We start from the raw sequence: 24,476 nt of genomic DNA, 5'->3' as shown, positions 1-24,476 counted from the left end.
GCGCGTAAATACAATCGCCGTCGCTTCGTACCGTTATGCGTGAGTACGTTTGACACTCCTCGCGTGCAGGGGTGAACCGCGAGTCGCTACGGGAAGCGCTCGGAAGTCAGGTGAGAAACAGCGGGGTCGCGACCGGGGCGCGACTAGCCCTCGACGTTCTGGCGCGAGCCGTGCCGGTCCGCCACGTCCTGTTCGACGACGCCGGCCCGGACCTTCTCCGCCCGCGCCCGGACGTTCCTGATGAGCCGCTTGATCTTGTCGGGTCGCTCGGCGAAGTAACAGCTCACCCAGTCCTCGTCCGCACCGGGGAGCGTCCGCATATACGCCACCATCGTGTCCCGCCCCGCCGGGATGATCTTCGGCGGGACGCCTCGCTCGCCCGTCTCCGACTCGACGAAGCCGTTCACGTCGAAGTACACGTCGGCGTACAGCGTCGCCATCTCCGGGTCCTCGAACGTCTTGCCGCAGTGATCCGGCGCTTCGAAGCGGTAGCGTGTGTCGTCGCCGTCGGTCACTTCGACGACGCGGACGTTCAGGACGTACTTCTCGTACACGGTCTCCTCTGTGTCGGCGGACTGGTCCACTGAGCGGGACATGGCCGGAGTTCGGCCACGCCTCGGCTTTAGTTTAAGTAATTCTGATACGTTTCGATCAGAACGGAACGGACGGCTCTATAGAGTACAGAGACGGCAGGAGAACGCAGTCGAAACGCAGGTATGGTCTGCGAGCGGTTCGGGAGCGGTGCGGCGGGCAGTAAGGCGTTGCACCGCACGCGAGGGCCGGAAGGCCCGAGCGCGCGGAACGCCGACGAGCGACCGCAGGGAGCGAGGAGCGTTTTTCCCCAAGTTTTTGCCGCGAGTCGCGCCTCCGGCGCGACGAGCGTGCAAAAAGTGGGGTTACATCATCCCGCCCATACCGCCGCCCATGCCGCCCATGCCGCCCATGCCGCCGGGCGCACCGCCAGGGCCGCCTTCTTCGCCGTCGCCCTCGGTCGAGAGGTCGCCGGCCGAGATGATGTCGTCGATCTTGAGGACCAGGTTGGCGGCCTCCGTCGCGGAGGACAGCGCCTGTTCCTTGGCGTGGGCCGGTTCGACGACGCCGGCCTCGTAGGTGTCCTCGACGTCGCCGGTGAAGACGTTCAGGCCGGCCCGTTTGTCGCCGTTATCGTGTGCGGCGCGCAGGTCGACCAGCGTGTCGATGGAGTCGAGCCCGGCGTTCTCAGCCAGGACGCGGGGGACGAGTTCCAGCGCGTCGGCGAAGGCTTCCACTGCGAGCTGTTCGCGGCCTTCGACGGAGTCGGCGTGATCGCGGACGCGGCGCGCGAGTTCGACCTCGATGGCACCGCCGCCGGCCAGCACGCGGCCGTCGGTGACGGTCGCAGCGACCACGTCGAGCGCGTCGGAGATGCCGCGTTCGAGTTCGTCGACGACGTGTTCGGTCGAGCCACGCAGCAGGAGCGTCACACCGTGACTGTCCGTCCCTTCGACGTAGAACAGTTCGCCGTCGTCGTCGCGGGTGAAGTCACCGGTGCCGAGGTCGTCGGCCGTGACGCCGTCGAGGTCGGAGACGATGTTCGCGCCCAGCACCTCGGCGAGGAACTGCATATCGGTCTTCTTGACGCGGCGCAGGGCCAGGATCCCCTCCTTGGCGAGGTAGTGCTGGGCCATGTCGTCGATGCCCTTCTGGCAGACGACCACGTCGGCCCCGCTGTCGACGATCCGGTCGACCTTCTCGCGGAGCTGTTCTTCTTCCTGCTCGATGAACGACTGGAGCTGGTCGGGGCTGTCGACCGAGAGGGAGGCGTCGGCCTCGGCCTCCTCGATCTCGACCGGCTGGTCGAGCAGCATGACGGAGGCGTCTTCGAGGTCGGTCGGCATATCCTCGTGGACGGGGTCCTTGTCGATGACAGCGCCTTCGAGCAGTTCGGAGTCGCCCGCGGAGCTACCTTCCTGGGTCTCGATGTTGAGGAACTCCAGATCGACGACGTGGGAGCCGTCCTCGGCCTCGACGGTGACGGCCTGGACGGCCTCGTAGATGAGCTGGCTGAGATGTTCCTTGTTGAGCTCCGCGCCCTTGCCGGTCATGGAGGTCTCGGCGACCTTGCGGATGGTCTCCTCGTCGTCGGGATCGACGGACTCGGCGATGTCGTCGATCTCGGCCTGGGCGTGCTTGCTGGCGATGTCGAAGCCACGAATCATCGCCGTCGGGTGGATGTCCTGGTCGAGCAGGTCCTGGGCCTGCTTGAGGAGTTCGCCAGCGACGGCGACGGCGGTCGTCGTCCCGTCGCCGGCCTCGTCTTCCTGGGTCTCGGCGACTTCGACGATCATCTCGGCGGTCGGGTTGTCGATGTCCATCTCCTGGAGGATGGTCACGCCGTCGTTGGTGACGGTGACCGAGCCCATCGAGGAGACGAGCATCTTGTCCATGCCCTTCGGGCCGAGTGTCGACTGTACCGATTCGGCGACCGCGCGAGCAGCCGCGATGTTGTGTTCCTGTGCGTCCTTGTCTTTCATCCGCTGGGCGTCCTCGCCCATGATGATCATCGGCTGCCCTTGCATTCGCTGCTGCTGGCTCATAATCAAGCGAATGATTGAAAGTGCTTCTATAAAAAAGTATCGTCCCGGTGGCGAGCGAGTGACTGCTCATGAGGGCGCTCCGAGGCGAATATCCGGCCGCCTGCGACGGGTTTCCTGCGACCGTGTGTCGCGTTCGCACACTGGCAGTCGGCGACCGGACCCCGAAATGCAGCCCTGTTTAAGTGATCAGTCGGCGAAGGCGAGGATTCGGTCGGCGACGGCGTCGGGGCGTTCGGCGTGCAGGAAGTGGCCGGCGTCGTTCAGCACGTCGAGGTCGGCACGGGCGTCGAAGCAGTCGGTGACGCCCTCGAAGAGGTCGGCCCCGATACACCCGTCGTGCGCGCCCGCGAGCACGAGCGTGGGCACGTCGATCCCGGCGATCTCCTGTTCGGACCGGCGACGCGGCAGGAACATATCGAAGACGTCCCGATAGTACCGCAGGGCGGCCTCGACGGTCTCGCCGGTGCGGAACGTGTCTTTCACGGCTTCCAGATGATCGTCGTCGTAGTTCCAGTCGGGACTCCAGAGTCGCCAGAGGCGCTCGATCAGCGCGAAGTCGTTGGCCCGGAGGATCTCCTCGCCGTGGCCGGGTACCTGGAACTGGTTCATGTACCAGCTTCGCATGGCCTGGGTGGCGTAGTCGTCGAACTGCGACCAGAAGTTGGGTGGAATGGCCAGCGAGACGCAGGTGCCCAGTCCCTGCCCGCCCGCCACAGCCGCCGTCGTGACGGCCATCCCGCCCCAGTCGTGGCCCACGACGAGGGGGTCGGGGTCGTCGAGTTCGCCGGTCAGCGCGAACACGTCCGAGGCGAGCAGCATGGGCGAGTAGTTGCCCGGCTCGGTCGGCGGGCGCTCGGTCTCGCCGTAGCCCCGCATATAGGGGGCATAACAGGTGTAGCCCGCGTCGGCGAGCCGGTCCATCAGCGGCACGAACGTCTGCGGTGCGTCGGGGAAGCCGTGCAACAGCAGGGCGTCGCGGTCCCCGTCCCCGCAGGTCAGCGCCGCGAACTCCAGTCCGGTCGTGTCGAGTGTCGTCTCCGTCACTGCTGGCGTCGACATATGTCGGGTCACAGTACCGACCCGGATTTGACTGTCTCCCGAGACGTGAGGGGATTTATACAGGTTCGCGCCAGTTCACCGTGACCGTCCCGACGACGAACTCGTCGTGTGTGGCGGGATCGCGGCGGATACGGAGGGTGTTCTCCCCTTCCCGGAGGTCGGGGACCTGGATCGTCGTCATCCAGTACTGCCAGCCGTCGCCGGGCGGCACGTCGAACCCCGAGAGCGCCCGGTCGTTCACGACGACCTCGTGGCCGTACGCGTCGACGCCGTAGGCCTGGAGTTCGAGATACGCGTCGGTGGCCTCGGCGGTCGGGACCCGAAATATCTGTTCGGTTGAGCGGTCGCCGACGAACTCCGCCCACGGTACGTCGAGGGCGTTCGGGTTCTCACCGAGGTGTTCCCGCATCTCCAGCAATCGGTAGTCGGCGCGATACTGCTCGCTCATACCCAAACATGACTTCCAGACTACAAGAAAGGCGGTGATCCGTCAGCGTGCACCGCGGTCGAAATCGACGTTGTCGAACTCGGGCGGACGCTTGCCCTCGGTCGCGTAGACGTACAGCGCCGTCTTGGCGATGGCACCGAGCGCCGTCGACAGCAGCGTCGCGACGAGGACGACGACCACGCCGATGGCGGCGGCGACGAGGAACCCGGGCCCACCGCCGAACCCGCCGAGTGCGAAGAAGACGGCGACGGCGACGGCCAGCCCGACGAGCATGAACAGCGCGGAGACCAGTCCGACGCCGAAGTTCGCGCCCGCGGTCTCGCCCCAGGTGTTCTTGAACGTCTCGCCGCTGCGCTTGAACATCTCCAGCGGGCCGACGTCCTCGAAGACGATCACCGGGATGATGAAGTAGGTGATGATCGACCAGGCGACGCTGACGACCAGCGCGATGATGCTGCTGACGATGCTGTCGTCGCTCTCGATGGCCCGGAGCAACATTCCGACGGTCGCCGAGATCACTGCCCAGACGAACAGCGGCGTCTTGTGTCGCCAGGCGGCGGCCAGGCCGGATTTGACGGATGGCTCACGCCCCTCGAAACTCTCGCGGGCGCTGTAGACCAGCCCGGCGTTGAAAAACGAGGCGATGAAGGCCGTCCCCAGGTAGAACACGAAGAGGACGACGAAGGCCATGGTGCCCTCGAACAGGTCGAGGACGTACGATCCACCGAACAGCAGGGCGATGAACAGCATCCCTGCGACGCCGCTGATCACCGGAAACAGTGTCAGTTCCGGTTGCTTGCGGAGGACGCGGAGGCTGTCCATCGACAGGTTCCAGCCCATCTTCAGGCGGCTAAATATCCCCATACGGGCTCTTTTGACGCAGAAATCACATATCTGTTTTGGATTGTCGCGTCCGGCAGTCCTGGCGGTAGCGGGAGCGGAGTGGGAGCAGTGCGGTGGCTGTGCCGGTGGCAGTACGGTAGCTGTGCCGGTGGCAGTACGGTAGCTGTGCGGTAGTTGTGCGGTAGCTGTGCGGTTGAGGCAGGGTATCGTACCGAACTCGCGGCGACGCCGCGAGTTCGGCCCGTTTTTCGCCCACGTTTTTGCGAGGAGGGTGGCGGCCGTGCCGCCACCCGACGAAGTAAAAAGGTGGTACGCCAGGACTGGGATTTGAACCCAGAGGAAGACGGTCCGGGGTGCTCGCTCACTCCGTTCACTGCGCTCCCGGGGCTGCGTCTTCCAGGGCTTCAAATCCACTGTCGGTCGTGACTCGCGAGGAGTGAGCGACGCCTCGCTGACGGTCGGCGTCGCTCACGGGTTGCTCGTCACAGACACGCCAGGACTGGGATTTGAACCCAGAATCCCGGAAGGGAACACGCTTTCCAGGCGTGCGCCTTACCGTTCGGCCATCCTGGCTCACCTGAGCCTATCGCCGTTCTGCGTTTAACGTTTACCCTTTGGGGCGTCCGTCGGCAGCCCGAACTGGTAGAGGTAGCTCACCCCGGTCGCGCCGATCACGACGAGGGCCGCCACGGCGAATTTCACCAGCCAGGCCACCCGTTCGGTACTCACGAGTTCGTACCCCTGCAACAGGACCAGGAAGGCCAGCCCGCCGACCAGGCCCCACAGCAGGCTCGACTTGAGACGGGGGTCCATCAGGTCGTGGCGACGGCCTCGATCTCGACGCCGACGCCTTTCGGGAGGTTCGCGACTTCGACGGCACTGCGGGCCGGGGGTTCGTCGTCGAAGTAGGTTGCGTAGGTCTCGTTCATGGCCTCGAAGTCGTCGATGTCGGCCAGATAGACGGTGACTTTCAACACGTCGTCCATGGTCGCGCCGGCCTCGTCGAGGATGGCGGCGAGGTTGTCCAGGGCCTGCTCGGTCTGGTCGGCGATGGGGGCGTCGTCGAGCAGGTCGCCGTCCGGCGTGAGGGGGATCTGGCCGGCGGTGAACACCAGCGAGTCGGTGGCGGTGGCCTGGCTGTAGGCGCCGACCGCGGCGGGCGCGTCGTCGGTACTGACGGTGCGTTTCATACCCGCTACCGGGGGCGGCGCAGACTTAAATGCCGGCGGTGGAGAGGTCTGCCGGCACCCGCCCGCTTTTTCGGCTGGCCGGTGAGGGGTTAGCCATGACCGACGGCGTCGAACCCCCCGAACTCACGGCCGACCGCATTCTGACTCTGGACGACGACCGCTTCACGACCGACAGCGTGGCGCTGGTGACCGGCGCGGGCTCGGGCATCGGCCGCGCGTCCGCCGTGGCACTGGCCGAGAACGGCCTCGCCGTCGCGGCGACCGACGTGGACGAAGAGGGACTGGCCGGCACGACCGAGAAGGCCGAGAAGCTGGACGTGGACGGCGAGATTCACGAGATCGCGGGCGACCTGACCGACGACGAGGCCGTGCGGCGAATCGTCGACGAGGCCGCCGAATTGGGCGACCTGCGCTACGTCGCCAACGTCGCGGGCCTCCAGCACATCTCGCCGCTGCCGGAGTTCCCGATGGAGAAGTACGACCTGATGCACGACGTGATGCTCCGGGCCCCGTTCCTGATCGCCAAGCTCGCGATGCCCCACATCCGCGAGACCGAGGACGGCGTGGGAGCGATCGGGAATATGTGTTCGATCCACGGCCACACCGCGACCCAGGACAAGGCGGGCTACATCACCTCGAAGTTCGGCCTGCGCGGGCTGACGAAATCCATCGCGGCGGAGGGCGACGGCACCCTGCGCGCGTTCACCGTCTCGACGGGCTACGTGAAGACGCCACTCGTGACCGATCAGATTCCCGACACCGCCGAGGAGCGAGGCATCACCGAACAGGAGGTCGTCGAGGACGTGATGCTCGGGGAGTCACAGGTCAAAGAGATGATGGAGCCCGTCGACGTGGCGAACCTCTTCACGCTCGGGTTCTCGAAGTACGGCCAGCACCTCGACGGCGAGGACCTCACCTGGGCCGGGGGTCACCTGTCGACGTACGAGTAGAGTTACGTGGGCCGACCGACGAGCACCGGTATGAGCGACGAGGCGAACGTCGCGATCGCGTGCCAGGGCGGGGGCAGTCACACCGCGTTCACCGCCGGCGTACTGGCGGAATTGCTCCCGGCCATCGAGGACCGAGGCGACCGACTGGTCGGCCTCAGTGGCACCTCCGGCGGCGCGTTCGCGGCGCTGGCCGGCTGGTACGGCTACCTCGCAGACGACACGACCGCGCCCGAAGTACTCTCGGACCTCTGGGACGAACTGGCGGCCTCGACCCCCGCCGACCGCGCGGGCAACGACACGCTGGTCTGGACCACCCGGTTCGAGAACATGGGCGTCCCGTTCCCCGAGATCAGCCCGCACCAGCACCCGTTCACGGGCTGGGGGCAGGCCCGGCTCCAGCGGACGCTGGAGTCAGTCGTCGACTTCGATGCGGTGCCGGGGCTGGCGACCGCCGCGGCCCCCGAACTGGTCGTCGGCACGGTCGACATCGAGGCCGGGACGTTCGAGACGTTCACCAACGCCGACGTGACTCCCGAGGCGGTGCTGGCGTCGGCGGCGGTCCCGCAGCTGTTCCCGGCCGTCGAGATCGACGGCGACGAACACTGGGACGGCCTCTTCTCGCAGAACCCACCGATCCGTGACCTCTATCACGTCTCACCCGAGCGGAAACCCGACGAACTGTGGGTCGTCCAGATCAACCCCCAGACCCGGGACGGGGAGCCGACCTCGATGCGGGAGATCGCCGACCGGCGCAACGAACTCGCCGGCAACCTCTCGCTCAACCAGGAACTCCACATGGTCGAACAAATCAACGAGTTCGTCGCCGCAGGGCACCTACCCGACGGCGAGTTCCGTCACACCGAAGTCCGACGGATCGGCTTCGACGGCGACCTGGGCTACGCCTCGAAACTGGACCGCAGTCCCGCGTTCGTCGACGATCTGATCGAGACTGGACGCGAACGAGCGGCCGACTTTCTCGACGGGGTCTGAGAGGCTACAGCAGGACCTCGGTCTCGTAGCCCGCATTCTCCAGTGCGTCCAGTACGGTCTCGACGTGGTCGTGGCCCCGCGTTTCGAGGTCGAGTTCGACCTCGGCGTCGTTCATCGCCACGTCCCGAGACGTGCGGTCGTGGCGGATGGCGTAGATGTTCGCCCGGTGTTCCGAGAGGATGGTCGTCAACTCCTCCAGCGTGCCGGGCCGGTCTTTCAGGACCGTGCGGAGTCGCAGGTAGCGACCGGTCGTGACCAGCCCGCGGAGGATCACCGTCGTGAGCGTGTTGAGATCGATGTTCCCGCCACAGAGCGCCGGGACGATCACCTCGTCGTCGGCGTAGTCGAACCGCGCTTCGAGGACGGCCGCCAGCGGGACCGCGCCGGCCCCCTCGACGAGGGTCTTCGAGCGCTCTAGCAGTGTGGTCAGCGCGACGGCGATCTCCTCGTCGGAGACGGTGACCACCTCGTCGACGCGCTCCTGAATGATCGGAAAGGTTTCGTCGCCGATCCGCCGCGTGGCGATGCCGTCGGCGATGGTCTCGACGCTGTCGCGCTCGACGATCTCGCCCTTCGCCAGCGACGCGGCCGCGCTGGAGGCCCCCTCCGCCTGCACACCGATCACGCGCACGTCCGGGTTCCGGCCCTTGACGGCGGTTGCGATACCGCTGATGAGTCCGCCGCCGCCGATGGGGACGACGACCGTCTCGACCGCGGGACAGTCCTCGACGATCTCCAGACCGATGGTACCCTGTCCGGCCATCACCATCGGGTCGTCGAAGGCGTGAACGTAGGTGCGATCCTCCTCGCGTTCGAGCTCGTGGGCGTGGTCGGCGGCCTCGCTGTAGTCTTCCCCGTGGAGGACGACCTCGGCTCCGTAAGCCCGCGTCGCCTTCACCTTCGAGACCGGGGCGGGGTCGGGCATGACGATCTTCGAGTCGACGCCGGCCTTCGTGGCCGCCAGCGCGACCCCCTGGGCGTGGTTGCCGGCGCTCGCCGTCACGACACCAGCCTCGCGCTCCGCGTCGGAGAGGGTCGCGATCCGGTTGGTCGCACCGCGGATCTTGAACGCGCCCGTCCGCTGGAACGTCTCCAGTTTCAGGTGGACCGCCGCACCGGTCATCGACGAGAAACTGTGGGAGTACTCCAGCGGCGTGTGCCTGGCGGTCTCGGCGACCCGCTCTCTGGCGGCCTCTACGTCGTCGAGTTCGAGCATAGCCGGTCTTTCCACTACGCGGAGTTAGGTATTTCCCGACCCGTGGTCGCAGTCCCCGGAGTTACGTACTACCCGCGCCGTCCGGCGATCGGCAAAAGCGGAGTGGAGCGTGTGACTGCATTTCTATTGCCACCCCCGATGTACTTAAACCCCTCGGACATTCTGCCGACCCAAAACCGCTATACTGCGGCCGTATATGACCTGTGTCAGACGGGTAGCTGACGGGCGTCCAACTATATAAATAGTTAGAGCAGTGATCGGAGTGAGCGGGTGCGGACCCCACACTGTTCGCGGAACTCACAGGGGGAGCACTTCGCGTCGTTGTCGATCCGAGTTGGGGGGCCGTCGACGGCGTCGGCCGTGCGGACGGCGCTCCGATAGGCGGCCTTCCGGCGGGTCGTCAGCGGCACAGTTCGAACGACGCCGTGGGCGGGATACTCCGCGAAGGCGCGTTCGACGGGAGTCTCGTGCTCCCAGGACAGGGCCTTGGCCGCCGCGACCAGCCGCACGGTCTGGGGCTCCCAGACCCCTTCCTCGGGCGGGCGACCGGCGAACACCAGCGACGGGGCCAGTGGGTCTTCGAGGACTTTGTGGGCGACGCCGCGACACTCCCGGCCTTCGAGCGTGCGCTCGCGGGTCGGCGGGTCGACCAGGCCGTCCCAGGCGTCGAGTCGGGCCTTCGCCCGACCGAGTCGAGACCGGAACGTCGTGGGCGAGACTTCGATGGGGGCGGCCAGCAGGTCGGCGTCGGAATCGAGCAGGCGCTCGTACTCGAAGGCCAGGCTCCGGCAGGCGGCCACCTCGTCGGGCACGTCCGGCGGCCCCGAGCGCCGTCGGTAGTAGAGCTTTCGCGGGCAGTACGCGGCCGTCTCTACGTCCCGGAACGTGTGCATGGCCGGGGGTGGTCCCGGACTGGTATTTGAACGTTCGTGACGACCCGGTCGCCGGCGGTGCGTCTCAGCCCGCGATCCGCGCGTAGACCGTCCGGAGCGCGACGAACACGACGACGGCGAGCAACCCGCCGGTGCCGAGGCTGTGGAGCGGCGTGAACACGCCCTCGACGACCTCGGTCACCAGCCAGACGGCCGCGGCGACGGTGACGATGGCGAGTAGCCGCCCCTCGACGCCGATCCCACGGAACCAGGACCCGACGCGCTCACCGAACGACGACGCGGCGACCGGCCCCATCGCGACCGCGAACGCGAGGAAACCGACGGCGACCCAGGGCCAGGCGAGGGAACTCGGGAGGAGCAGGTTCTGGACCACGACGGGCACCGCCAGCGCCGCGACGAGTAGGTCGGTCCCGCTCGGCGAGTCCGTGGAGAGCCAGTTGCGGGGAGCAAGGACACCCATCGTGTTGGAGAGTTGAACAACCGGCGAAAAGAAAACTGTGCTGTGCGGTGCGGACGCCGTAAGCGTCCGCGCGCCGGAGGCGCGGGGTTCATCGCGAGCGCGTCTCCGACGCGCTCGCGCCTTTTTCCCCACGTTTTTGCTTCGGGGGGTCGCCAGCGGCGACCCCCCGACGGAAAAAGTGGGTTCTAGAACTTGGTATCCGTCTCGATGTCCTCGGCGGCTTCTTCGAGGCCGTCCTCCTGGGCCGACTCGGTCAGGCGGACCGAGAGGGCGGCGTCGGGGATGGCGTCCTCGAACTCGCTCCGGAAGCGGCCGCTGACGCGGCGGATCGCCTTCTGGGTCTCGGCGACGAGCAGGGCACGCTCGACGGTCTCGGGGTCGGCATCGAGCGTGTCGGCCAGCGTGGCCGCGTCGGAGCCGTCCGCGTCCGCGCGGGCGTCCCGGAGGTCGGCGAGGTCGAACGGGAACTCGGTGTCGTCGTCGTCGAGCAGGTGGAGGTCCATGCGGGCGCGAAAGACGGTGTCGGGGTCGGTGTCGAGGGTGTCGGCGATGGCGGCGTCGGCCGCGCCGTCGTAGAACCCGCGGACGACGGTCACGAGGGTGTCGGCGTCGAGGTCGGTCACGAAGTCGTAGCGCTCCCGCATCTCGGCGACGACGGCCGCGATGCGGTCGGCGACGGCGGCCTCGTCGGCGTCGGTGAGCGACCCCGGCCCCTCCTCCTGGCGTTCGGTCACCGTCTCCTCGTCGGTGACCTCGACGAAGAGATCCCGGAGTTCCTCGGTTTTCTCGTCCATCGTCACTGGACGGTCGACGCGCGTACAAAAAGGTATTGCCGGCCATAGCCGGGGGCGGTTTCCCGTGGCCGCCAGGGGCGGAGAAATCGTTGACAGGTTGTGTACCGTGGGTATGCTGGCGCTTGGCAAGACTTAAGCGCGTAACTTCCACACAACCACAACATGGTACTTCCGTTGCAGGCGGGTGACACCGTCACACGTCCTACGATGTGGCAGATCAGCCACATCGGTGAGGTCGTCTTTTATTACTTGGCGGCGCTGACGATCGCAGTTCTCATCTGGGGTGTGTACCGTCGGTTCGATCGGTACGCGCAGGGCGACGAGGACTGGTTCGAGCGCATGGACGACCTCGGAAGTCGGATCAGCGAAGCATCCAAGATCGTCTTTACGAATCAAAAACAGTTCGACCGTGACCTCTACGGCGGGCTGATGCACTCGTTCATCATGTGGGGTTTTCTGACCCTGCTCATCGGGACGACGATCCTGGCCATCGACATGGACTTCCTCGAGAAGGGCGGGAAGCTCCTGACGGGCCAGAGCTTCTCCATCTTCAACGGGGACTTCTATCTCTCGTACTCCCTGGTGATGGACTTCATGGGCCTGCTGTTCGTCGTCGGGATCGGCATGGCGCTGTACCGGCGCTACGTCGTCCGGAACGAGCGGCTCTGGGGCCCCAACTCCAGTCTGGAAGACCACCTGTTCATCTGGTCGCTGTTCCTGCTCGGCGTCGGCGGGTTCGTCACCGAGGCGATCCGCATTCTGGGCACCAGCGCCACTCGTGACGTGTCCTTCGAGACCGTCAGCTTCGTCGGCTGGTTCCTCAAGGACACGTTCGCGGCCGCCGGGATGACCCCGGAGATGGCGACGGCAGCCTACCCGCTCGCGTGGTGGTCACACGCAATCATCGCGTTCGTCTTCATCGCGGCGATCCCCTACGCCAAGCCGTTCCACATGATCTCGTCGTTCGCCAACGTCGTCACGCGCGACGAGAAAGCCGGCAAGCGCCTGCCCGGCATCCCCGCGGATCTGGACGCCGACACGGGCGCGGAGTCGATGGATTCGTTCTCCTGGAAGGAGATCCTCGATCAGGACGCCTGTACGAAGTGTGGCCGCTGTACCTCGGTCTGTCCGGCCAACAACTCCGGGCGCAACCTCTCGCCGCGGGACGTGATCCTCGACCTGAAGAACTACCGCGAGCACGTCGACAACGGTGGCGACGAGAAAGACATCGTCGCCGACTCCGACGACGCGGTGATCCAGGCCGAGACGATGGAGTCCTGTATGGCCTGCATGGCCTGCATGGACGCCTGCCCGGTCGAGATCGAGCACCTCAAGACCTTCACCCGGCTGAACCGGCAGCTCACCGACGAGGGCGAGATCCAGCCCAGCCTGCAGGACGTGTTCCAGAACGTCATGCAGAAGGGCAACACCTTCGGCAACAGTCAGCGCAACCGTGGCGACTGGACCGAGGACCTCGAGTTCGACGTGGCCGACGCCCGCGAGGAGGACGTGGAGTTCCTCTGGTACGTCGGCGACTACCCCTCCTTCGACGACCGGAACAAGCAGGTCGCCAAGTCCCTGGCCAAACTGTTCCAGGAAGCCGACGTGGACTTTGGCATCCTCTACGACGACGAGGTCTACGACGCCAACGACATCCGGCGAGTCGGCGAGGAGTTCCTGTTCGTCGAGCAGGCTGCGACGATGGTCGAGAACTTCCAGGACGTGAACTTCGACAAGATCGTCTGTACCGACCCCCACTCGTTCAACACGTTCAAGAACGAATACCCGGAGGTCGACTTCGCGGAGTTCGCCGACGACCCGATGATGGAGTTCGACATCGAGGACGACGAGTGGAACCCCGACGCGGGCATCTACCACTGGACTCAGGCCGTCGAGGAACTCGTCGACCGCGGGAAACTCGGCCTCAGCGGCACCGAACTCGACTACACCGTCACCTACCACGATCCGTGTCACCTCGGCCGGTACAACGACGAGTACGAGGCCCCACGCGACCTGATCCGCGCGACGGGCTGTGACCTCCACGAGATGCCGCGCAACCGCGACGACTCGTTCTGTTGCGGTGGCGGTGGCGGTGGCCTCTGGATGGAACTCGAAGAGGAGGAGAAACCCAGCGAGGAACGCCTCCGGGAGGCGCTGGAAGATACGGAGGCCGGCAACGCCGTCGAGAAGTTCGTCGTCGCCTGTCCGATGTGCATGACGATGTACGAGGACGGCCGCAAGACCGGCAACTTCGAGGACGACATCGAGATCGTCGACGTGGCCGAACTGCTCGTCGAAGCCGTCGAACAGGGCGGCGTCACGGCCGGCGCGACCGCCGGCGGCGAGTCCGCGCCCGCTGACGACTAACCACCTTTTTCGCGAGGGGGTCGCAGAGCGACCCCCTCGCCAAAAACGTGGGCGAAAAAGCCGAACTCGCGCTCCGCGCGAGTTCGGTACGATACCTTCTGCTACCGCCACCACGACCGCTCAGCACCGCCTCGGTCCCGCCCCGCACGCCGTCTCGTGTGGGCAAAGCTGTATTTCAGTCGGCGACGAAGGTGGGCACGCATGGACGCACCCACGGACGGTCCGGACCGGACCGACGCCGAATCGTCCGCGAGTCGGTACGACTGGCCCCGGCTACGACGCGGCGTCGTCGCCGTCGGGCTGACCATATTCGCCGCCGTCAGCAGCGCCGTGTTGATCGTGCCCACGTTTTTCCTCCCGGCGACGGTCCCGACGGTCGTCCTCGCGCTGGGACTGGCCGAACTGGGGTTCGGTGTCGCGGCGCTGACGTTCGTCAAGGCGACGGACCGCGGCATCGAGTACATGGGACTCGGGAGTCCGACTCGTGGCCGCGTGGTGGCGTGGGTCGTCGGCGGCGCGGTGGCGCTGTTCGCCGTCCGGTCGGTCGCCGTCCTCGCCGCCCTCCAGTTTGGCGGTCCAGCACTGCCGGTACGCGTCACGGAGACGGCGATCGACCCGCAGACGCTCGTGCTCGTGATGATTCCGCTATCGCTGTTCGTCGTCGCCCCCTGTGAGGAGGTGCTGTTCCGCGGCGTCGTCCAGCAGTACCTCGGGGAGGCGTCGTCGAGTGCCGTCGCCATCGTCGGTGCGGGCGTCCTCTTCGCCATCCTGCACCTCCCGTCGTATCTGGCCTACTCGACGTTCTGGGCGGCCGTGATGCTCGCCATCGTGTTCGGCGTCGGCCTCGGGTTCGGTTACAGCTACCACCGGACCGGGTCGATCTGGGTCCCGGTCGGGGTCCACGGCCTCTACAACTCGCTGATCATGGCCAGCGCGTGGGTGCTGGTCGAACTGGGTGTCGTCACCCTCTAGCGGTGTGCTTTTGCCCACAACGCGGATACGTCCGGGTATGGACCACCTCACACACCGGCCCCGCCGGCTCCGTCGGGACGGCGTCCGGTCGCTCGTCAGCGAGGTCGATCTCTCCGCGAGCGATCTGATCGCGCCCGTGTTCGTCGACGCGACGACCGACGACCGTCAGCCGATCCCCTCGATGCCCGGCCACGAGCGCGTGCCCGTCGACGAGGCCGTCGCCCGCGTCGAGGAGATCCGCGAGACCGGCGTCGAAGCGGTCATCGTCTTCGGCATTCCCGAATCCAAGGACGCCCGGGGCTCACGGGCCTGGGCCGAGGACGGTGTCGTCCAGCGCGCCGTTCGAACGATCACCGACGAGACCGACGCCTACGTCATCACCGACGTGTGTATGTGCGAGTACACCGACCACGGGCACTGTGGAGTGGTGGAAGACGAGGCCGCCGACGACCCCACGCTCACAGTCGAGAACGACGAGACGCTCGATCTCCTCTCGAAGACGGCGGTCTCCCACGCCGAGGCCGGCGCGGACATGGTCGCGCCCTCCTCGATGACCGACGGGATGGTCGGCGCGATCCGCGAGGGACTGGACGGCGCGGGCTATTCGGACGTGCCGATCATGAGCTACGCGGCCAAATACGAGAGCGAGTTCTACGGGCCGTTCCGGGACGCCGCCGACGGCGCGCCCGCCTTCGGCGACCGCCGGCACTACCAGATGGACCCCGCCAACGCCCGCGAGGCGATGCGCGAGGTCGAACTGGACGTGGAACAGGGCGCGGACGTGCTGATGGTCAAGCCCGCCCTCCCGTATCTGGACGTGGTGAGCGCTGTCCGCCGCGAGTTCGACCACCCCGTCGCGGCCTACAACGTCTCCGGGGAGTACGCCATGCTGCACGCCGCCGCCGAGAAGGGGTGGCTCGACCTGGAGGCCGTCGCCCACGAGTCGCTGCTGTCGATCAAGCGGGCCGGCGCGGACCTGATCCTGACCTACTTCGCCGAGGACGTGGCCGACCGGCTGTAAGACTCCAGTTTCGGACGGTTTCTGACCGCGAAAATCACGGTCGAGCTTCAAGTCCCGTGCGGGCGAAGCGGCGGCCGTGAGCAGACAGGCCCTCCTCGTCGTTCTGGCGGCGGTCGTCGCCGCGCTTTCGTTCGCCGTCGTCGGAGCGACCATCGACGGGTCGCGCCCCTCGCCGACGGTCGAGAGCGAGGGTGGTGACCTCCGAACCCCGTCACCGCGGTCGTCGGCGGCAGGGGCGGCGAACCTCACCGACCCCGGTGGCGACAGCGCGACCGCCGTCCCCGATCCGCCGGACGGGATCAACTCGCGGCTCGCGGCGTACCTGCCCGCGGTGAATCCGCTGCTCTTGCTGGCCGTGACGGCGCTGGTAATCGCGACGCTCTGGTGGCTCGGCGTCCGGGGTCGAACGGAGCAAGAAAGGGCGACAGACCGCCCCGGTACCGACCGGGATCGGCCCGACGACGGAGGCGGTGAAGAAGGCACGACGATGCCCGTTCCGGACGCCGCGGCGGACAACGAGGTGTACCGCGCCTGGCGGACGATGGTGACGGAGCTCGACGTCCCATACGGCGAGACGACAACGCCCCGGGAGTTCGCCCGCGAGGCGGTTCGTACCGGCGCGGACACCGAGCCCGTCGAGCGGCTGACCGACCTGTTCGACCGGGTGCGCTACGGCGCGGCCGAGCCGACCGAGGACCGCGAGGAACGCGCTCGCGACGCGTTGAACGCACTCGACGGGGAGGGAGAGGACTGATGCGCCGGGTCCTGCTCGCGGTCGGGTTCGCGTCGACGGCCGCCGGCGCAGCGCTGGTGTTCACGCCGCTGTCGGTCGGTGGGAGCGGGCTCGCCGCGGTCGTCTTCGTGGGGTCGGCGCTGCTGGCCGGCGGCGTGGGCGGGCTGGCCGCCCTCGACCGCTCGTGGACGACGGTCGCCGACGGGTCGCTCCCGGATCCCGGCGACGGGGGGCGGCCGGTACCCGGTGACGAGATCGACCGGCAGTTAGCCGACCTCTCGACGCGTGACGAGGACGAACAGGCGCGGTTGCGGGCGCGGATCGAGACGGTCGCCGTGTCCATCCTCGCCGACCGGCTGGACTGTTCGCGGGCGCAAGCCCGCGAGCACCTGATCGCGGGTGACTGGACCGACGACGACGCCGCGCGGGCCTTCTTCGAGGAACGGCCGCCGTCGCGCCGGGAGCGGATGCGGACCGTGTTGCGCGGGGAGCCGACGATCTCGCGGCGGGCCCGCGCGGCGCTGGCGGCACTGCGGGAGGTGGACGGATGAGCGGAACGGTCAAGCGAACGGAACGGTGGCGCGGGTTGAGCGCCGCGGCGTTGCTCGCCGGCGCGCTCGGGCTCCTCACCTGGACGCCAGCACTGCTCCCCGTCGCCGCGCTCGCAGTCGCACTGCTGGCGTACGGGCGCGTGGTCGCACCGCCGGCCGCGACGCTCGCGCTCACCCGGTCGGTCAGCGACCCGGACCCCGAACCCGGCGACACGGTGACGGTCCAACTCACGATCGAGAACGTCGGCGACCGGACGCTTCCGGAACTCAGGCTAGTCGATGGCGTGCCGCCTGCGCTCCGGGTCGTCGACGGCGCGCCGAGTCTGGGGACGAGCCTGCGACCCGGCGGGACGGCGACGCTGTCCTACGCGGTCGAGGCCGCATCCGGTGTCCACGAGTTCCAGCCGGCGACGGTCCTCCTCCGGGACGCGGCGGGCGTGGTCGAGCGGCGGATCGAGATCGAGGCCGACGAGGCGACGGAGATCGGCGAGCCGCCGCGACTCGACGACGGCCAGCGACTCCCGCTCCGGGCCGCGAACGCCCGCTACGCCGGTCGGCAGACCGTCGACGGCTCCGGGGACGGGCTGACCTTCCGGACGATCCGGGAGTACCAGCGAGGGGACCCACTGAGCCGGGTCGACTGGCGGCGACGAGCCCGGACGGGCCAGCTGGCGACGGTCGAGTTCCACCCCGAGCGGTCGCTCCCGGTCGTTCTCGTGGTCGACACCCGACCCGTGGCCGCGGTCGCACCGACGCCGGACGGCGAGACGGCTGTCGAGCGGTCGCTGTCGGTAGCGGAAGCGTTGTTCGGCGGCCTCGCGGCCGACGACCACCGCGTCGGCGTCGCGACGCTCGGTCCGGAACGAACGTGGCTCGCACCCGGTCGCGGGCGCGCACACGAGCAACGCGCACGGGAACTGTTCTCCCGATCGGTCGAACAGGTGACGAGCGACGGGGACGGCGAGGGAAGGGACACGGCGGCCGATCCGACCGACGCTGGTCGCGGGTGGCTGCGCGAGCGGCTCCCGGGGACCGCCGAAGTGATCGTGTCGACACCGCTGGTCGACGACGCCGTCGTGGGGCTGATCGAGGGGGTCGCCGCGCTGGGGACGCCGGTCAGCGTCGTCAGTCCGGACCCCACAGTCGAGAACACGGCGGGCCGGACGCTCGCACGATACGAGCGCCGGGATCGGCTCGCCGACGTTCGCGCGAGCGGTGTCCCCGTCGTGGATGTGGGGGCGGGCGAGGACATCGAACGCGCGCTCGCGACCGCGGGGTGGTCCCGGTGAAACCCGGGCGGCTCGCCGCCGGGTACGCGACGGGCGCGGCCGTCGTGGCGTTCGTCCTCGCGGGCGTCGGGGCGCTCGCCACGGTGCTGGGCGCGCTCGGACTGATCGGGATCGCCGTCGGGGCGTTCCGGGGGCGAGCGGGCCTGGTCACGGTCGGGAGCCTCGGGCAGTTCGGCGCAATCGTGACCGGCGGCGTGGCGGGCGCGGGGGCCCCGCAGCTGGTGGCTGCCGGTGGGGCCGTCGTCGTCGCCTGGACGGTCGGACGAACCGCGACGGAACTGCGGGCGGCACTCGATACGGCGGCCGAGTCGCGCCGTCTGGAGGCGACCCACGCCGCCGGAACCAGCGCCGTCACACTGGCGGCGGCGGGCATCGCCATCGCACCGACGGTCGTGTCCGTCGAGGCCACACCGGTCGGCGTCGCCCTCCTGCTCGTCGGCGGGATCTGCCTGACCGCCGCGCTCACGCTCACGGCGGACGGGCCCATGTGACACTCTCAGACAGGGTGCGCGAGAGAACTGTCCGAACGGTCGGACGTGGGTAATAATTCGAAAAGATACACCGAAAAGACCTGAAGGCGGAACGAACCAGTACCAAAAAGACGCCCGAGACGATGTATGGAGAACTCGGACGCGCGCACCGGCTACGAACGGGTAATCCATCCGAACCCCGGTTGACGAACGTTCGGAAATCGCGCGAACAAGTGCCCAGAGACTGGACGGAATACAACCTTATATCGATAATAGTCTCTTGTAATTCCAACGTTCGTCTACCCAAGGGTTGAAAATTCCCCGATATTCAAGCTAACCCTTATGTAGTGGGATTCCATGACGTTCTCTCGTGAAATACCAAACGAACATAGCGCGTTTCGGTGGGAAGTTAGACAAACACGCAGGTAATCCCGGAATCCGTGTAACGGGGGTGTCGGCCTGATGGATCCGCTCCTGTTGCAGGTCGGCGTGAGTGAGGTCGCTAGCGCGGTGAACTTCACGTGGATCCTGGTCGTCTCCTTCCTGATTTTCTTCATGCACGCCGGCTTCGCCATGCTGGAGGCGGGGCAGGTACGCTCGAAGAACGTCGCCAACCAGCTGACCAAGAACCTGCTGACCTGGTCGGTCGGGGTGATGGCGTTCTTCCTGATCGGGGCCGGGATCAGTAGTCTCGTCGGTGGCGGCGGGTTCGCCTGGACGGCCGGCGCAGACCCAGGGTCCTGGGCCAGCAGCTGGCTGTACGGGGCCGTCTTCGCCATGACGGCGGCGACGATCGTCTCCGGAGCGGTGGCCGGTCGCGCGAAGCTCCGTGCGTACGTGACCTACACGTTCCTGCTGGCGGCGATCATCTACCCCGTCGTCACCGGGATCACCTGGTCCGGTGCGTACTTCTCCCAGTACCTCGGGACGACCTTCCAGGACTTCGCGGGCGGGATGATCGTCCACGGCATGGGCGGCATCGCCGGGCTGACGGCCGCGTACGTCCTCGGGCCGCGGATCGACCGGTACAACAGTGACGGCAGCGTCAACGTCATCCCCGGTCACTCGCTGACCTTCGCCGTGCTCGGGACCCTGATCCTGGCCTTTGGCTGGTACGGGTTCAACGTGGGCACGGCCGCGATCTTCACGAGCGGTGAGAGCGGGATGCTGTTCAACGGGGCGGTGCTCGGCCGCGTCGCCCTGACGACGACCCTCGCGATGGCGATGGGTGCCATCGGTGCCGGGACCGTCGCACTCGCGAAGACGGGCAAAGTCGACACGCTGTACGTCGCCAACGGCCTGCTGGCCGGCCTCGTCGGGATCACCGCGATCCCCAACGTCGCTAGCTGGTGGGGCGCAATCGTCGTCGGCGCACTCGCGGGTGCCCAGCTCCCCATCGTCTTCGGCTTCGTCGAGAAGACGCTCAAGATCGACGACGTGTGTGCAGTCTTCCCCGTCCACGGGAGCGCCGGCGTCCTCGGGACGCTCGCGTACCCCTTCGTCGCCGCCGGTGGCTTCGCCGGTGTGAACGCGGTCATCACGCAGGTGGCGGGCGTCCTCGTCATCACGGTCTGGACCGTCATCACGACCGGCCTGGTGTTCGGCGTGCTGAAGGCACTCGGACAGGCACGCGTCTCCGAGACCCACGAGCGCGAAGGACTGGACATCGCGGAACACGGCGTCGAGTCCTACCCCGAGTTCTCGCTGGGTGACGACGCGACGATGACGGACGGTGGACAGACGTACAAAACGGACGGCGGTCGCGAAATCGACGGAGGTGACGACGAATGAGTGACGAACCAAACGACGGCAGTATCAAGATGGTGGTCGCGTTCATCCGGCCCGGCAAGCTGTCGGATGTCAAGAAAGGCCTCGCCGAAGTCGGCGCGCCCTCGCTGACGGTGACGAACGTCCGCGGTCGCGGGAGCCAGCCGGTCAAGAAAGGCCAGTGGCGCGGCGAGGAGTACGTCGTCGACCTCCACGAGAAGGTCAAACTGGAGACAGTCGTCGCCGACGTGCCCGCCGAGGATGTCGTCGACGCGATCCAGGACGCCGCCCACACCGGCGAACCCGGGGACGGCAAGGTCTTCGTGGTCGACGTCGACGACGCCATCCAGATCCGCACCGACAAACGTGGTCCCGACGCGGTCTGACGGATGGGGATCGACGACACCGACCGTCGTATCGTGAACGCGCTGCTCTCCGACGGCCGGGCCAGCGCCCGCGAGATCGCCAGCGAGACCGGTCTCGCGGCGACGACGGTCTCGAAACGGCTGTCGGACCTCGAAGAGGACGGTGTCATCGAGAGCTACCGACCGATGGTCGACTACGACCGCCTGGGCTACGACGTGACCGCCGTCTTCCACCTCAGCGTGGACGGCAACGGCCTCAGATCCGTCGTCGACCGCCTGCGCGACCACGAACGGATGGTCAGCGTCTACGAGGTGACCGGCAGTCACGACGTGGTCGCGGTCGGGAAGTTCGAGGACACCGACGAGATGAACCGCAAGATCAAGGATCTGCTGACCGATCCCGACGTGGAGGCGGCAAACACTAGCGTCGTCCTCGACGTGGTCCGGGAGAACGCGCAGTTCCCCGTCGGCCTCGAAACCGAGGACTGAGCGAGGGTCGCCGTCCCGCGGGAGCGACTTTTTTCAGCCGGGGACACGGAACCGGCTACATGACCGACGATCGGGACCCGGAGAAGACGCTGGAGGACTGGAAAGCGGAGATGCAGGCCGAACACGAGGCCCAGATCACCGAGCCCGATCCGGACGAGGACCACCGGATCGAAGGTGTGTCCCAGGTCAGTTATCGAGTGTACTTCGAGTACGATCCGTCGGCGGACGCGCTCGAACGGGACCGGCGCGAACAGGTCGACGACTTCGCGGACCCGGAACTGCTCTCCTGTTCCTGTGGCGTCCGGGGCATGACCCGCGAAGAGGCCCGCAAACACGTCGCAGCGGCCCGGCAGTTCTGAGCGCCCGGCCACTGCGGTCGCGCGGACGGAGTGAGTCAAGTCTTTGGTGTGGGCGGGCCAAGATCGGAGCATGACTCACGAGCAGTCGCGCGATCTGTACGACCGGGCACTGTCGGTGTTGCCCGGCGGCGTCAACTCCGCGGTGCGGGCGGCCATCGAACCCTATCCGCCCTTCATCGAGCGGGGCGACGGCGGCCACGTCATCGACGCCGACGGCAACCGCTACATCGACTGGGTGATGGGGCTGGGCCCGCTCCTGTACGGCCACGACACGCCCCAGTCCGTCGAATCGGCCATCCAGTCCCACGCCAGCGAGGGCCCGATGTACGGGATGCCGACCGAGATCGAGGTCGAACACGCCGAGTTCGTCGCTCGCCACGTCCCCGGAGTCGAGATGCTTCGCTTCGTGAACTCCGGCACCGAGGCCACCGTCTCGGCCTGTCGGCTCGCCCGCGCCCACACGGGCCGTGACAAGATCCTCGTCATGCAGGGCGGCTACCACGGCGCACAGGAGACCACCCTCGTCGAAGGCGAGTACGACGACACCCGCCCCTCCAGCCCGGGCATCCCCCAGTCGTTCGCCGACGAGACGCTGGCGATTCCGTTCAACGACACCGAGGCTGCCCACCGCGTCTTCGAGGACTACGGCGACGAGATCGCGGCCGTCCTCGTCGAGCCGATCCTCGCCAACTACGGCATCGTCCGCCCCGTCGACGGCTACCACGAGACCCTCCGGGACCTCACCGCAGACCACGGCTCGCTGTTGATCTTCGACGAGGTCATCACGGGCTTCCGGGTCGGTGGTCTCCAGTGTGCCCAGGGCAAGTTCGGCATCGAACCCGACCTGACGACCTTCGGCAAGCTCATCGGCGGCGGGTTCCCCGTGGGTGCCATCGGCGGTCCCGCCCGGCTCATGGAGGAGTTCACCCCCTCGGGCGACGTGTTCCAGGCCGGGACCTTCTCGGGTCATCCCGTCACGATGGCGGCCGGCCTCGAATCGCTGCGCTACGCCGCCGAACACGACGTGCACGACCACATCCACGACCTCGGCGAGCGGTTGCGGACCGGACTGGCCGAGATCGTGCAGGATCAGGCCCCCGCCTACACCGTCACCGGCGTCGACGGGATGTTCAAGCTCGTGTTCACCCGCGATGCCCCCGACAGCTTCGAGGGCCACTGCGAGGGGGCCTGCAAACAGCGCGAGGACTGCCCCCGGTTCGAGCGCTGCCCGAAAAACGGCGCGGACGTGGCCGCCGGCGAGACCGACCGCTGGCGGCGCGTCTTCTGGCCAAAGATGAAAGACGAGGGCGTGTTCCTCAGCCAGAATCAGTTCGAGTCCCAGTTCGTCACGGACGCCCACACCGACGAGGACGTCGAGGACACGCTCGAAGCGTACAAGGAAGCGCTGTGAAACCGGGGAGTCGGTAGCCTTTCGGCCGGGGCCGTTCGAGAGTGAGGTATGAGCGACGCGGACATCAGTCTCGACGAGAAGCGGGTCTACGGTGAGAAGACGGGCACGACGGAGCTGTACGTCGCCGCCGACCTCGGCGTGGCCGTCGTCGCCGTCTCGGCGGACATCGTCGGTGAGTTCTCGCTGGCCCACCGCTGTACCGCCCGCGACGTGGCCGCCGGCCCCGACGCCCTGGCCGTCGCCACCGACGAGGACGTACTGGTTAGCGCCGACGGCGGGTACGCCGAAACGGATTTCGGCCCCGCGGTCGCGGTCGGCTTCGACGGTGCGGACCTGCTCGCGGCCGGTCCCGAGGGTCGGGTCGCCCGCCGGGAGGGCGGCGGGTGGACGACACTCGGCACCGTCGAGGACGCCCGCGCCATCGACGGGGACCTGCTGGGGGCCGCCGCGGGGGTCTATCGCGTCGGCGACGAACTCGACCACGTCGGGCTCACCGACGCCCGGGACGTGGCGACCGGGGGAACGCCGCTGGCCGCGACCGACGACGGCCTCTACTACCTCGGGCCGGGCTGGGCGAAGGCCCGCGACGGCGCGTTCGCGGCGGTCGCCAGCAGTCCCGACCGGGGCCACGCGGCGACCGCCGACACGCTCTACGAAGGCGACGGCGAGGACTGGGCGGCGTGTGACCTCCCGACCGACGAGTCGGTCGTGGCGGTGACCCACGGCGCTGGAACCTACGCCGTCACGGCACAGGGCACCGTCCTCGTGGACGCCGGCGACGGCTGGCGCACCCGGGCGCTCGGTCTGCCGGGCGTGAGCGGCCTGGCGGTCGCCGCCGAATCGTAATCAGTGTGCGGACATCCCCGAGACGACGTTCAGGAGGACGACGCCGAGGATGATAGAGGCGATGCCGGCCACCCCCGCGAGGTCGACCGTCTCGCCGAAGGCGACGACACCGACGGCCGCGATGCCGACGATACCCAGCGCGGCCCACGTCGCGTAGACCAGCCCGACGGGGAGTTCTTCGAGGACGAACGAGAGCAGGACGAACGCCGCGCCGTAGCCGACGACGACGCCGACGCTCGGGAGGGGGTTCGAGAACCCCTCCGAGAGTTTCAGCGACACCGTGGCGACCAGTTCAGAGGCGATCGCGGCGGCGAGGAGGGCGTAGGGATTCACGCGCGACCGTACCGAGCAGTGTCACTAAGCCGTTGTGTTCCGGGGCCGTCACGCGGACCCGGCTGGAGACGGCCGAGGAAACAA

General features: G+C 67.6%; 27 protein-coding genes and 1 tRNA gene. 15 read left to right on the top strand and 13 right to left on the bottom strand.

Features of this window, described 5'->3' with window-relative positions; translation table 11 throughout:
- Nucleotides 1–143: 143 nt before the first annotated feature.
- The 8 genes from BMX17_RS04905 to BMX17_RS04870 all read right to left on the bottom strand — a co-directional run bounded on the left by BMX17_RS04905 (nt 144) and on the right by BMX17_RS04870 (nt 6,116).
- Nucleotides 144–596: a hypothetical protein gene (locus BMX17_RS04905; protein ID WP_092658250.1), complete on the bottom strand. Its 453-nt coding sequence runs from the start codon at nt 594–596 to the stop codon at nt 144–146.
- Between the two features lie 300 nt (nt 597–896).
- Nucleotides 897–2,576 (bottom strand): thermosome subunit beta, encoded by a 1,680-nt coding sequence (gene thsB, locus BMX17_RS04900; protein ID WP_092658248.1) that lies wholly within the window; start codon nt 2,574–2,576, stop codon nt 897–899.
- A gap of 186 nt (nt 2,577–2,762) precedes the next feature.
- The gene (locus BMX17_RS04895; protein ID WP_092658246.1) at nt 2,763–3,635 is read right to left on the bottom strand and encodes an alpha/beta fold hydrolase; all 873 of its coding nucleotides are present in this window, start codon (nt 3,633–3,635) and stop codon (nt 2,763–2,765) included.
- Between the two features lie 55 nt (nt 3,636–3,690).
- Nucleotides 3,691–4,083, bottom strand: a complete 393-nt coding sequence (locus tag BMX17_RS04890) for a DUF7383 domain-containing protein (protein ID WP_092658244.1) — start codon at nt 4,081–4,083, stop codon at nt 3,691–3,693.
- Nucleotides 4,084–4,125: 42 nt separating this feature from the next.
- Nucleotides 4,126–4,947: a DUF6159 family protein gene (locus BMX17_RS04885; RefSeq protein ID WP_139203426.1), complete on the bottom strand. Its 822-nt coding sequence runs from the start codon at nt 4,945–4,947 to the stop codon at nt 4,126–4,128.
- A 470-nt stretch (nt 4,948–5,417) separates the two neighbouring features.
- A tRNA-Ser gene (locus BMX17_RS04880) sits at nt 5,418–5,499 on the bottom strand.
- A gap of 27 nt (nt 5,500–5,526) precedes the next feature.
- A complete protein-coding gene (locus BMX17_RS04875) occupies nt 5,527–5,739 on the bottom strand; it encodes a DUF7981 family protein (RefSeq protein ID WP_092658240.1) in 213 nt (70 codons plus the stop codon).
- Nucleotides 5,739–6,116, bottom strand: coding sequence for a Rid family detoxifying hydrolase (locus BMX17_RS04870; protein WP_092658238.1), 378 nt, complete (start codon nt 6,114–6,116; stop codon nt 5,739–5,741). Before BMX17_RS04870 ends, BMX17_RS04875 begins: the two co-directional genes overlap by 1 nt.
- 95 nt (nt 6,117–6,211) lie before the next feature.
- Between BMX17_RS04870 and BMX17_RS04865 the strand changes: the two genes are divergently transcribed.
- Nucleotides 6,212–7,066 carry an SDR family NAD(P)-dependent oxidoreductase gene (locus tag BMX17_RS04865; protein ID WP_092658236.1) on the top strand — a complete coding sequence of 285 codons (855 nt, stop codon included), beginning with the start codon at nt 6,212–6,214 and terminating at the stop codon, nt 7,064–7,066.
- A gap of 30 nt (nt 7,067–7,096) precedes the next feature.
- Nucleotides 7,097–8,056 (top strand): patatin-like phospholipase family protein, encoded by a 960-nt coding sequence (locus BMX17_RS04860; protein ID WP_092658234.1) that lies wholly within the window; start codon nt 7,097–7,099, stop codon nt 8,054–8,056.
- Between the two features lie 4 nt (nt 8,057–8,060).
- Here the strand turns inward: BMX17_RS04860 and ilvA are convergent, their stop codons facing one another.
- From ilvA to BMX17_RS04840, 4 genes are all read right to left on the bottom strand, one after another.
- Nucleotides 8,061–9,272: a threonine ammonia-lyase gene (ilvA, locus tag BMX17_RS04855; RefSeq protein ID WP_092658232.1), complete on the bottom strand. Its 1,212-nt coding sequence runs from the start codon at nt 9,270–9,272 to the stop codon at nt 8,061–8,063.
- A gap of 245 nt (nt 9,273–9,517) precedes the next feature.
- Nucleotides 9,518–10,165: a CRISPR-associated protein Cas4 gene (locus BMX17_RS04850; protein ID WP_092658230.1), complete on the bottom strand. Its 648-nt coding sequence runs from the start codon at nt 10,163–10,165 to the stop codon at nt 9,518–9,520.
- 64 nt (nt 10,166–10,229) lie between these two features.
- Nucleotides 10,230–10,625, bottom strand: coding sequence for a hypothetical protein (locus BMX17_RS04845; RefSeq protein ID WP_092658228.1), 396 nt, complete (start codon nt 10,623–10,625; stop codon nt 10,230–10,232).
- Nucleotides 10,626–10,810: 185 nt separating this feature from the next.
- Entirely contained in the window at nt 10,811–11,419 is a 609-nt protein-coding gene (locus BMX17_RS04840; protein WP_092658226.1) for a hypothetical protein, read from the bottom strand.
- Nucleotides 11,420–11,581: 162 nt separating this feature from the next.
- Here BMX17_RS04840 and BMX17_RS04835 point away from each other — a divergent pair, with 162 nt between their 5' ends.
- The 13 genes from BMX17_RS04835 to BMX17_RS04775 all read left to right on the top strand — a co-directional run bounded on the left by BMX17_RS04835 (nt 11,582) and on the right by BMX17_RS04775 (nt 24,059).
- On the top strand, nt 11,582–13,786 hold the full coding sequence (locus BMX17_RS04835; RefSeq protein ID WP_092658224.1) for a heterodisulfide reductase-related iron-sulfur binding cluster: 2,205 nt from the start codon (nt 11,582–11,584) through the stop codon (nt 13,784–13,786).
- Between the two features lie 201 nt (nt 13,787–13,987).
- Entirely contained in the window at nt 13,988–14,758 is a 771-nt protein-coding gene (locus BMX17_RS04830; RefSeq protein WP_092658222.1) for a CPBP family intramembrane glutamic endopeptidase, read from the top strand.
- A gap of 37 nt (nt 14,759–14,795) precedes the next feature.
- A complete protein-coding gene (hemB, locus tag BMX17_RS04825; RefSeq protein ID WP_092658220.1) occupies nt 14,796–15,779 on the top strand; it encodes a porphobilinogen synthase in 984 nt (327 codons plus the stop codon).
- A 76-nt stretch (nt 15,780–15,855) separates the two neighbouring features.
- Nucleotides 15,856–16,533, top strand: coding sequence for a DUF4129 domain-containing protein (locus tag BMX17_RS26635; RefSeq protein ID WP_211611288.1), 678 nt, complete (start codon nt 15,856–15,858; stop codon nt 16,531–16,533).
- Complete coding sequence (locus BMX17_RS04815; RefSeq protein WP_092658218.1) at nt 16,533–17,063, top strand: DUF7269 family protein; 531 nt, start codon at nt 16,533–16,535, stop codon at nt 17,061–17,063. The genes BMX17_RS26635 and BMX17_RS04815 overlap by 1 nt, the downstream gene beginning before the upstream one ends.
- A complete protein-coding gene (locus BMX17_RS04810) occupies nt 17,060–18,352 on the top strand; it encodes a DUF58 domain-containing protein (protein ID WP_092658216.1) in 1,293 nt (430 codons plus the stop codon). The genes BMX17_RS04815 and BMX17_RS04810 overlap by 4 nt, the downstream gene beginning before the upstream one ends.
- Nucleotides 18,349–18,843 carry a DUF7519 family protein gene (locus BMX17_RS04805; protein ID WP_139203425.1) on the top strand — a complete coding sequence of 165 codons (495 nt, stop codon included), beginning with the start codon at nt 18,349–18,351 and terminating at the stop codon, nt 18,841–18,843. The genes BMX17_RS04810 and BMX17_RS04805 overlap by 4 nt, the downstream gene beginning before the upstream one ends.
- 441 nt (nt 18,844–19,284) lie before the next feature.
- Entirely contained in the window at nt 19,285–20,613 is a 1,329-nt protein-coding gene (locus BMX17_RS04800) for an ammonium transporter (RefSeq protein WP_092658212.1), read from the top strand.
- On the top strand, nt 20,610–20,975 hold the full coding sequence (locus tag BMX17_RS04795) for a nitrogen regulatory protein GlnK1 (RefSeq protein ID WP_092658210.1): 366 nt from the start codon (nt 20,610–20,612) through the stop codon (nt 20,973–20,975). The genes BMX17_RS04800 and BMX17_RS04795 overlap by 4 nt, the downstream gene beginning before the upstream one ends.
- Before the next feature lie 3 nt (nt 20,976–20,978).
- On the top strand, nt 20,979–21,443 hold the full coding sequence (gene lrp / locus BMX17_RS04790; protein ID WP_092658208.1) for an HTH-type transcriptional regulator Lrp: 465 nt from the start codon (nt 20,979–20,981) through the stop codon (nt 21,441–21,443).
- Between the two features lie 59 nt (nt 21,444–21,502).
- Nucleotides 21,503–21,802 carry a hypothetical protein gene (locus BMX17_RS04785; protein ID WP_092658206.1) on the top strand — a complete coding sequence of 100 codons (300 nt, stop codon included), beginning with the start codon at nt 21,503–21,505 and terminating at the stop codon, nt 21,800–21,802.
- A gap of 70 nt (nt 21,803–21,872) precedes the next feature.
- Nucleotides 21,873–23,213, top strand: a complete 1,341-nt coding sequence (hemL, locus tag BMX17_RS04780; protein ID WP_092658204.1) for a glutamate-1-semialdehyde 2,1-aminomutase — start codon at nt 21,873–21,875, stop codon at nt 23,211–23,213.
- 48 nt (nt 23,214–23,261) lie between these two features.
- Nucleotides 23,262–24,059 carry an HVO_0234 family beta-propeller protein gene (locus BMX17_RS04775; RefSeq protein WP_092658202.1) on the top strand — a complete coding sequence of 266 codons (798 nt, stop codon included), beginning with the start codon at nt 23,262–23,264 and terminating at the stop codon, nt 24,057–24,059.
- Here the strand turns inward: BMX17_RS04775 and BMX17_RS04770 are convergent, their stop codons facing one another.
- On the bottom strand, nt 24,060–24,392 hold the full coding sequence (locus tag BMX17_RS04770) for a DMT family transporter (RefSeq protein WP_092658200.1): 333 nt from the start codon (nt 24,390–24,392) through the stop codon (nt 24,060–24,062).
- Nucleotides 24,393–24,476: the final 84 nt, after the last annotated feature.

Origin of the sequence: Halorientalis persicus (genome assembly GCF_900110215.1) — an archaeon.
In the GTDB taxonomy this organism is placed as follows: Archaea; Halobacteriota; Halobacteria; order Halobacteriales; family Haloarculaceae; genus Halorientalis; species Halorientalis persica.
Note: the sequence above shows the minus strand (reverse complement) of the source record. Positions and strands in the feature narration are given on the sequence as shown.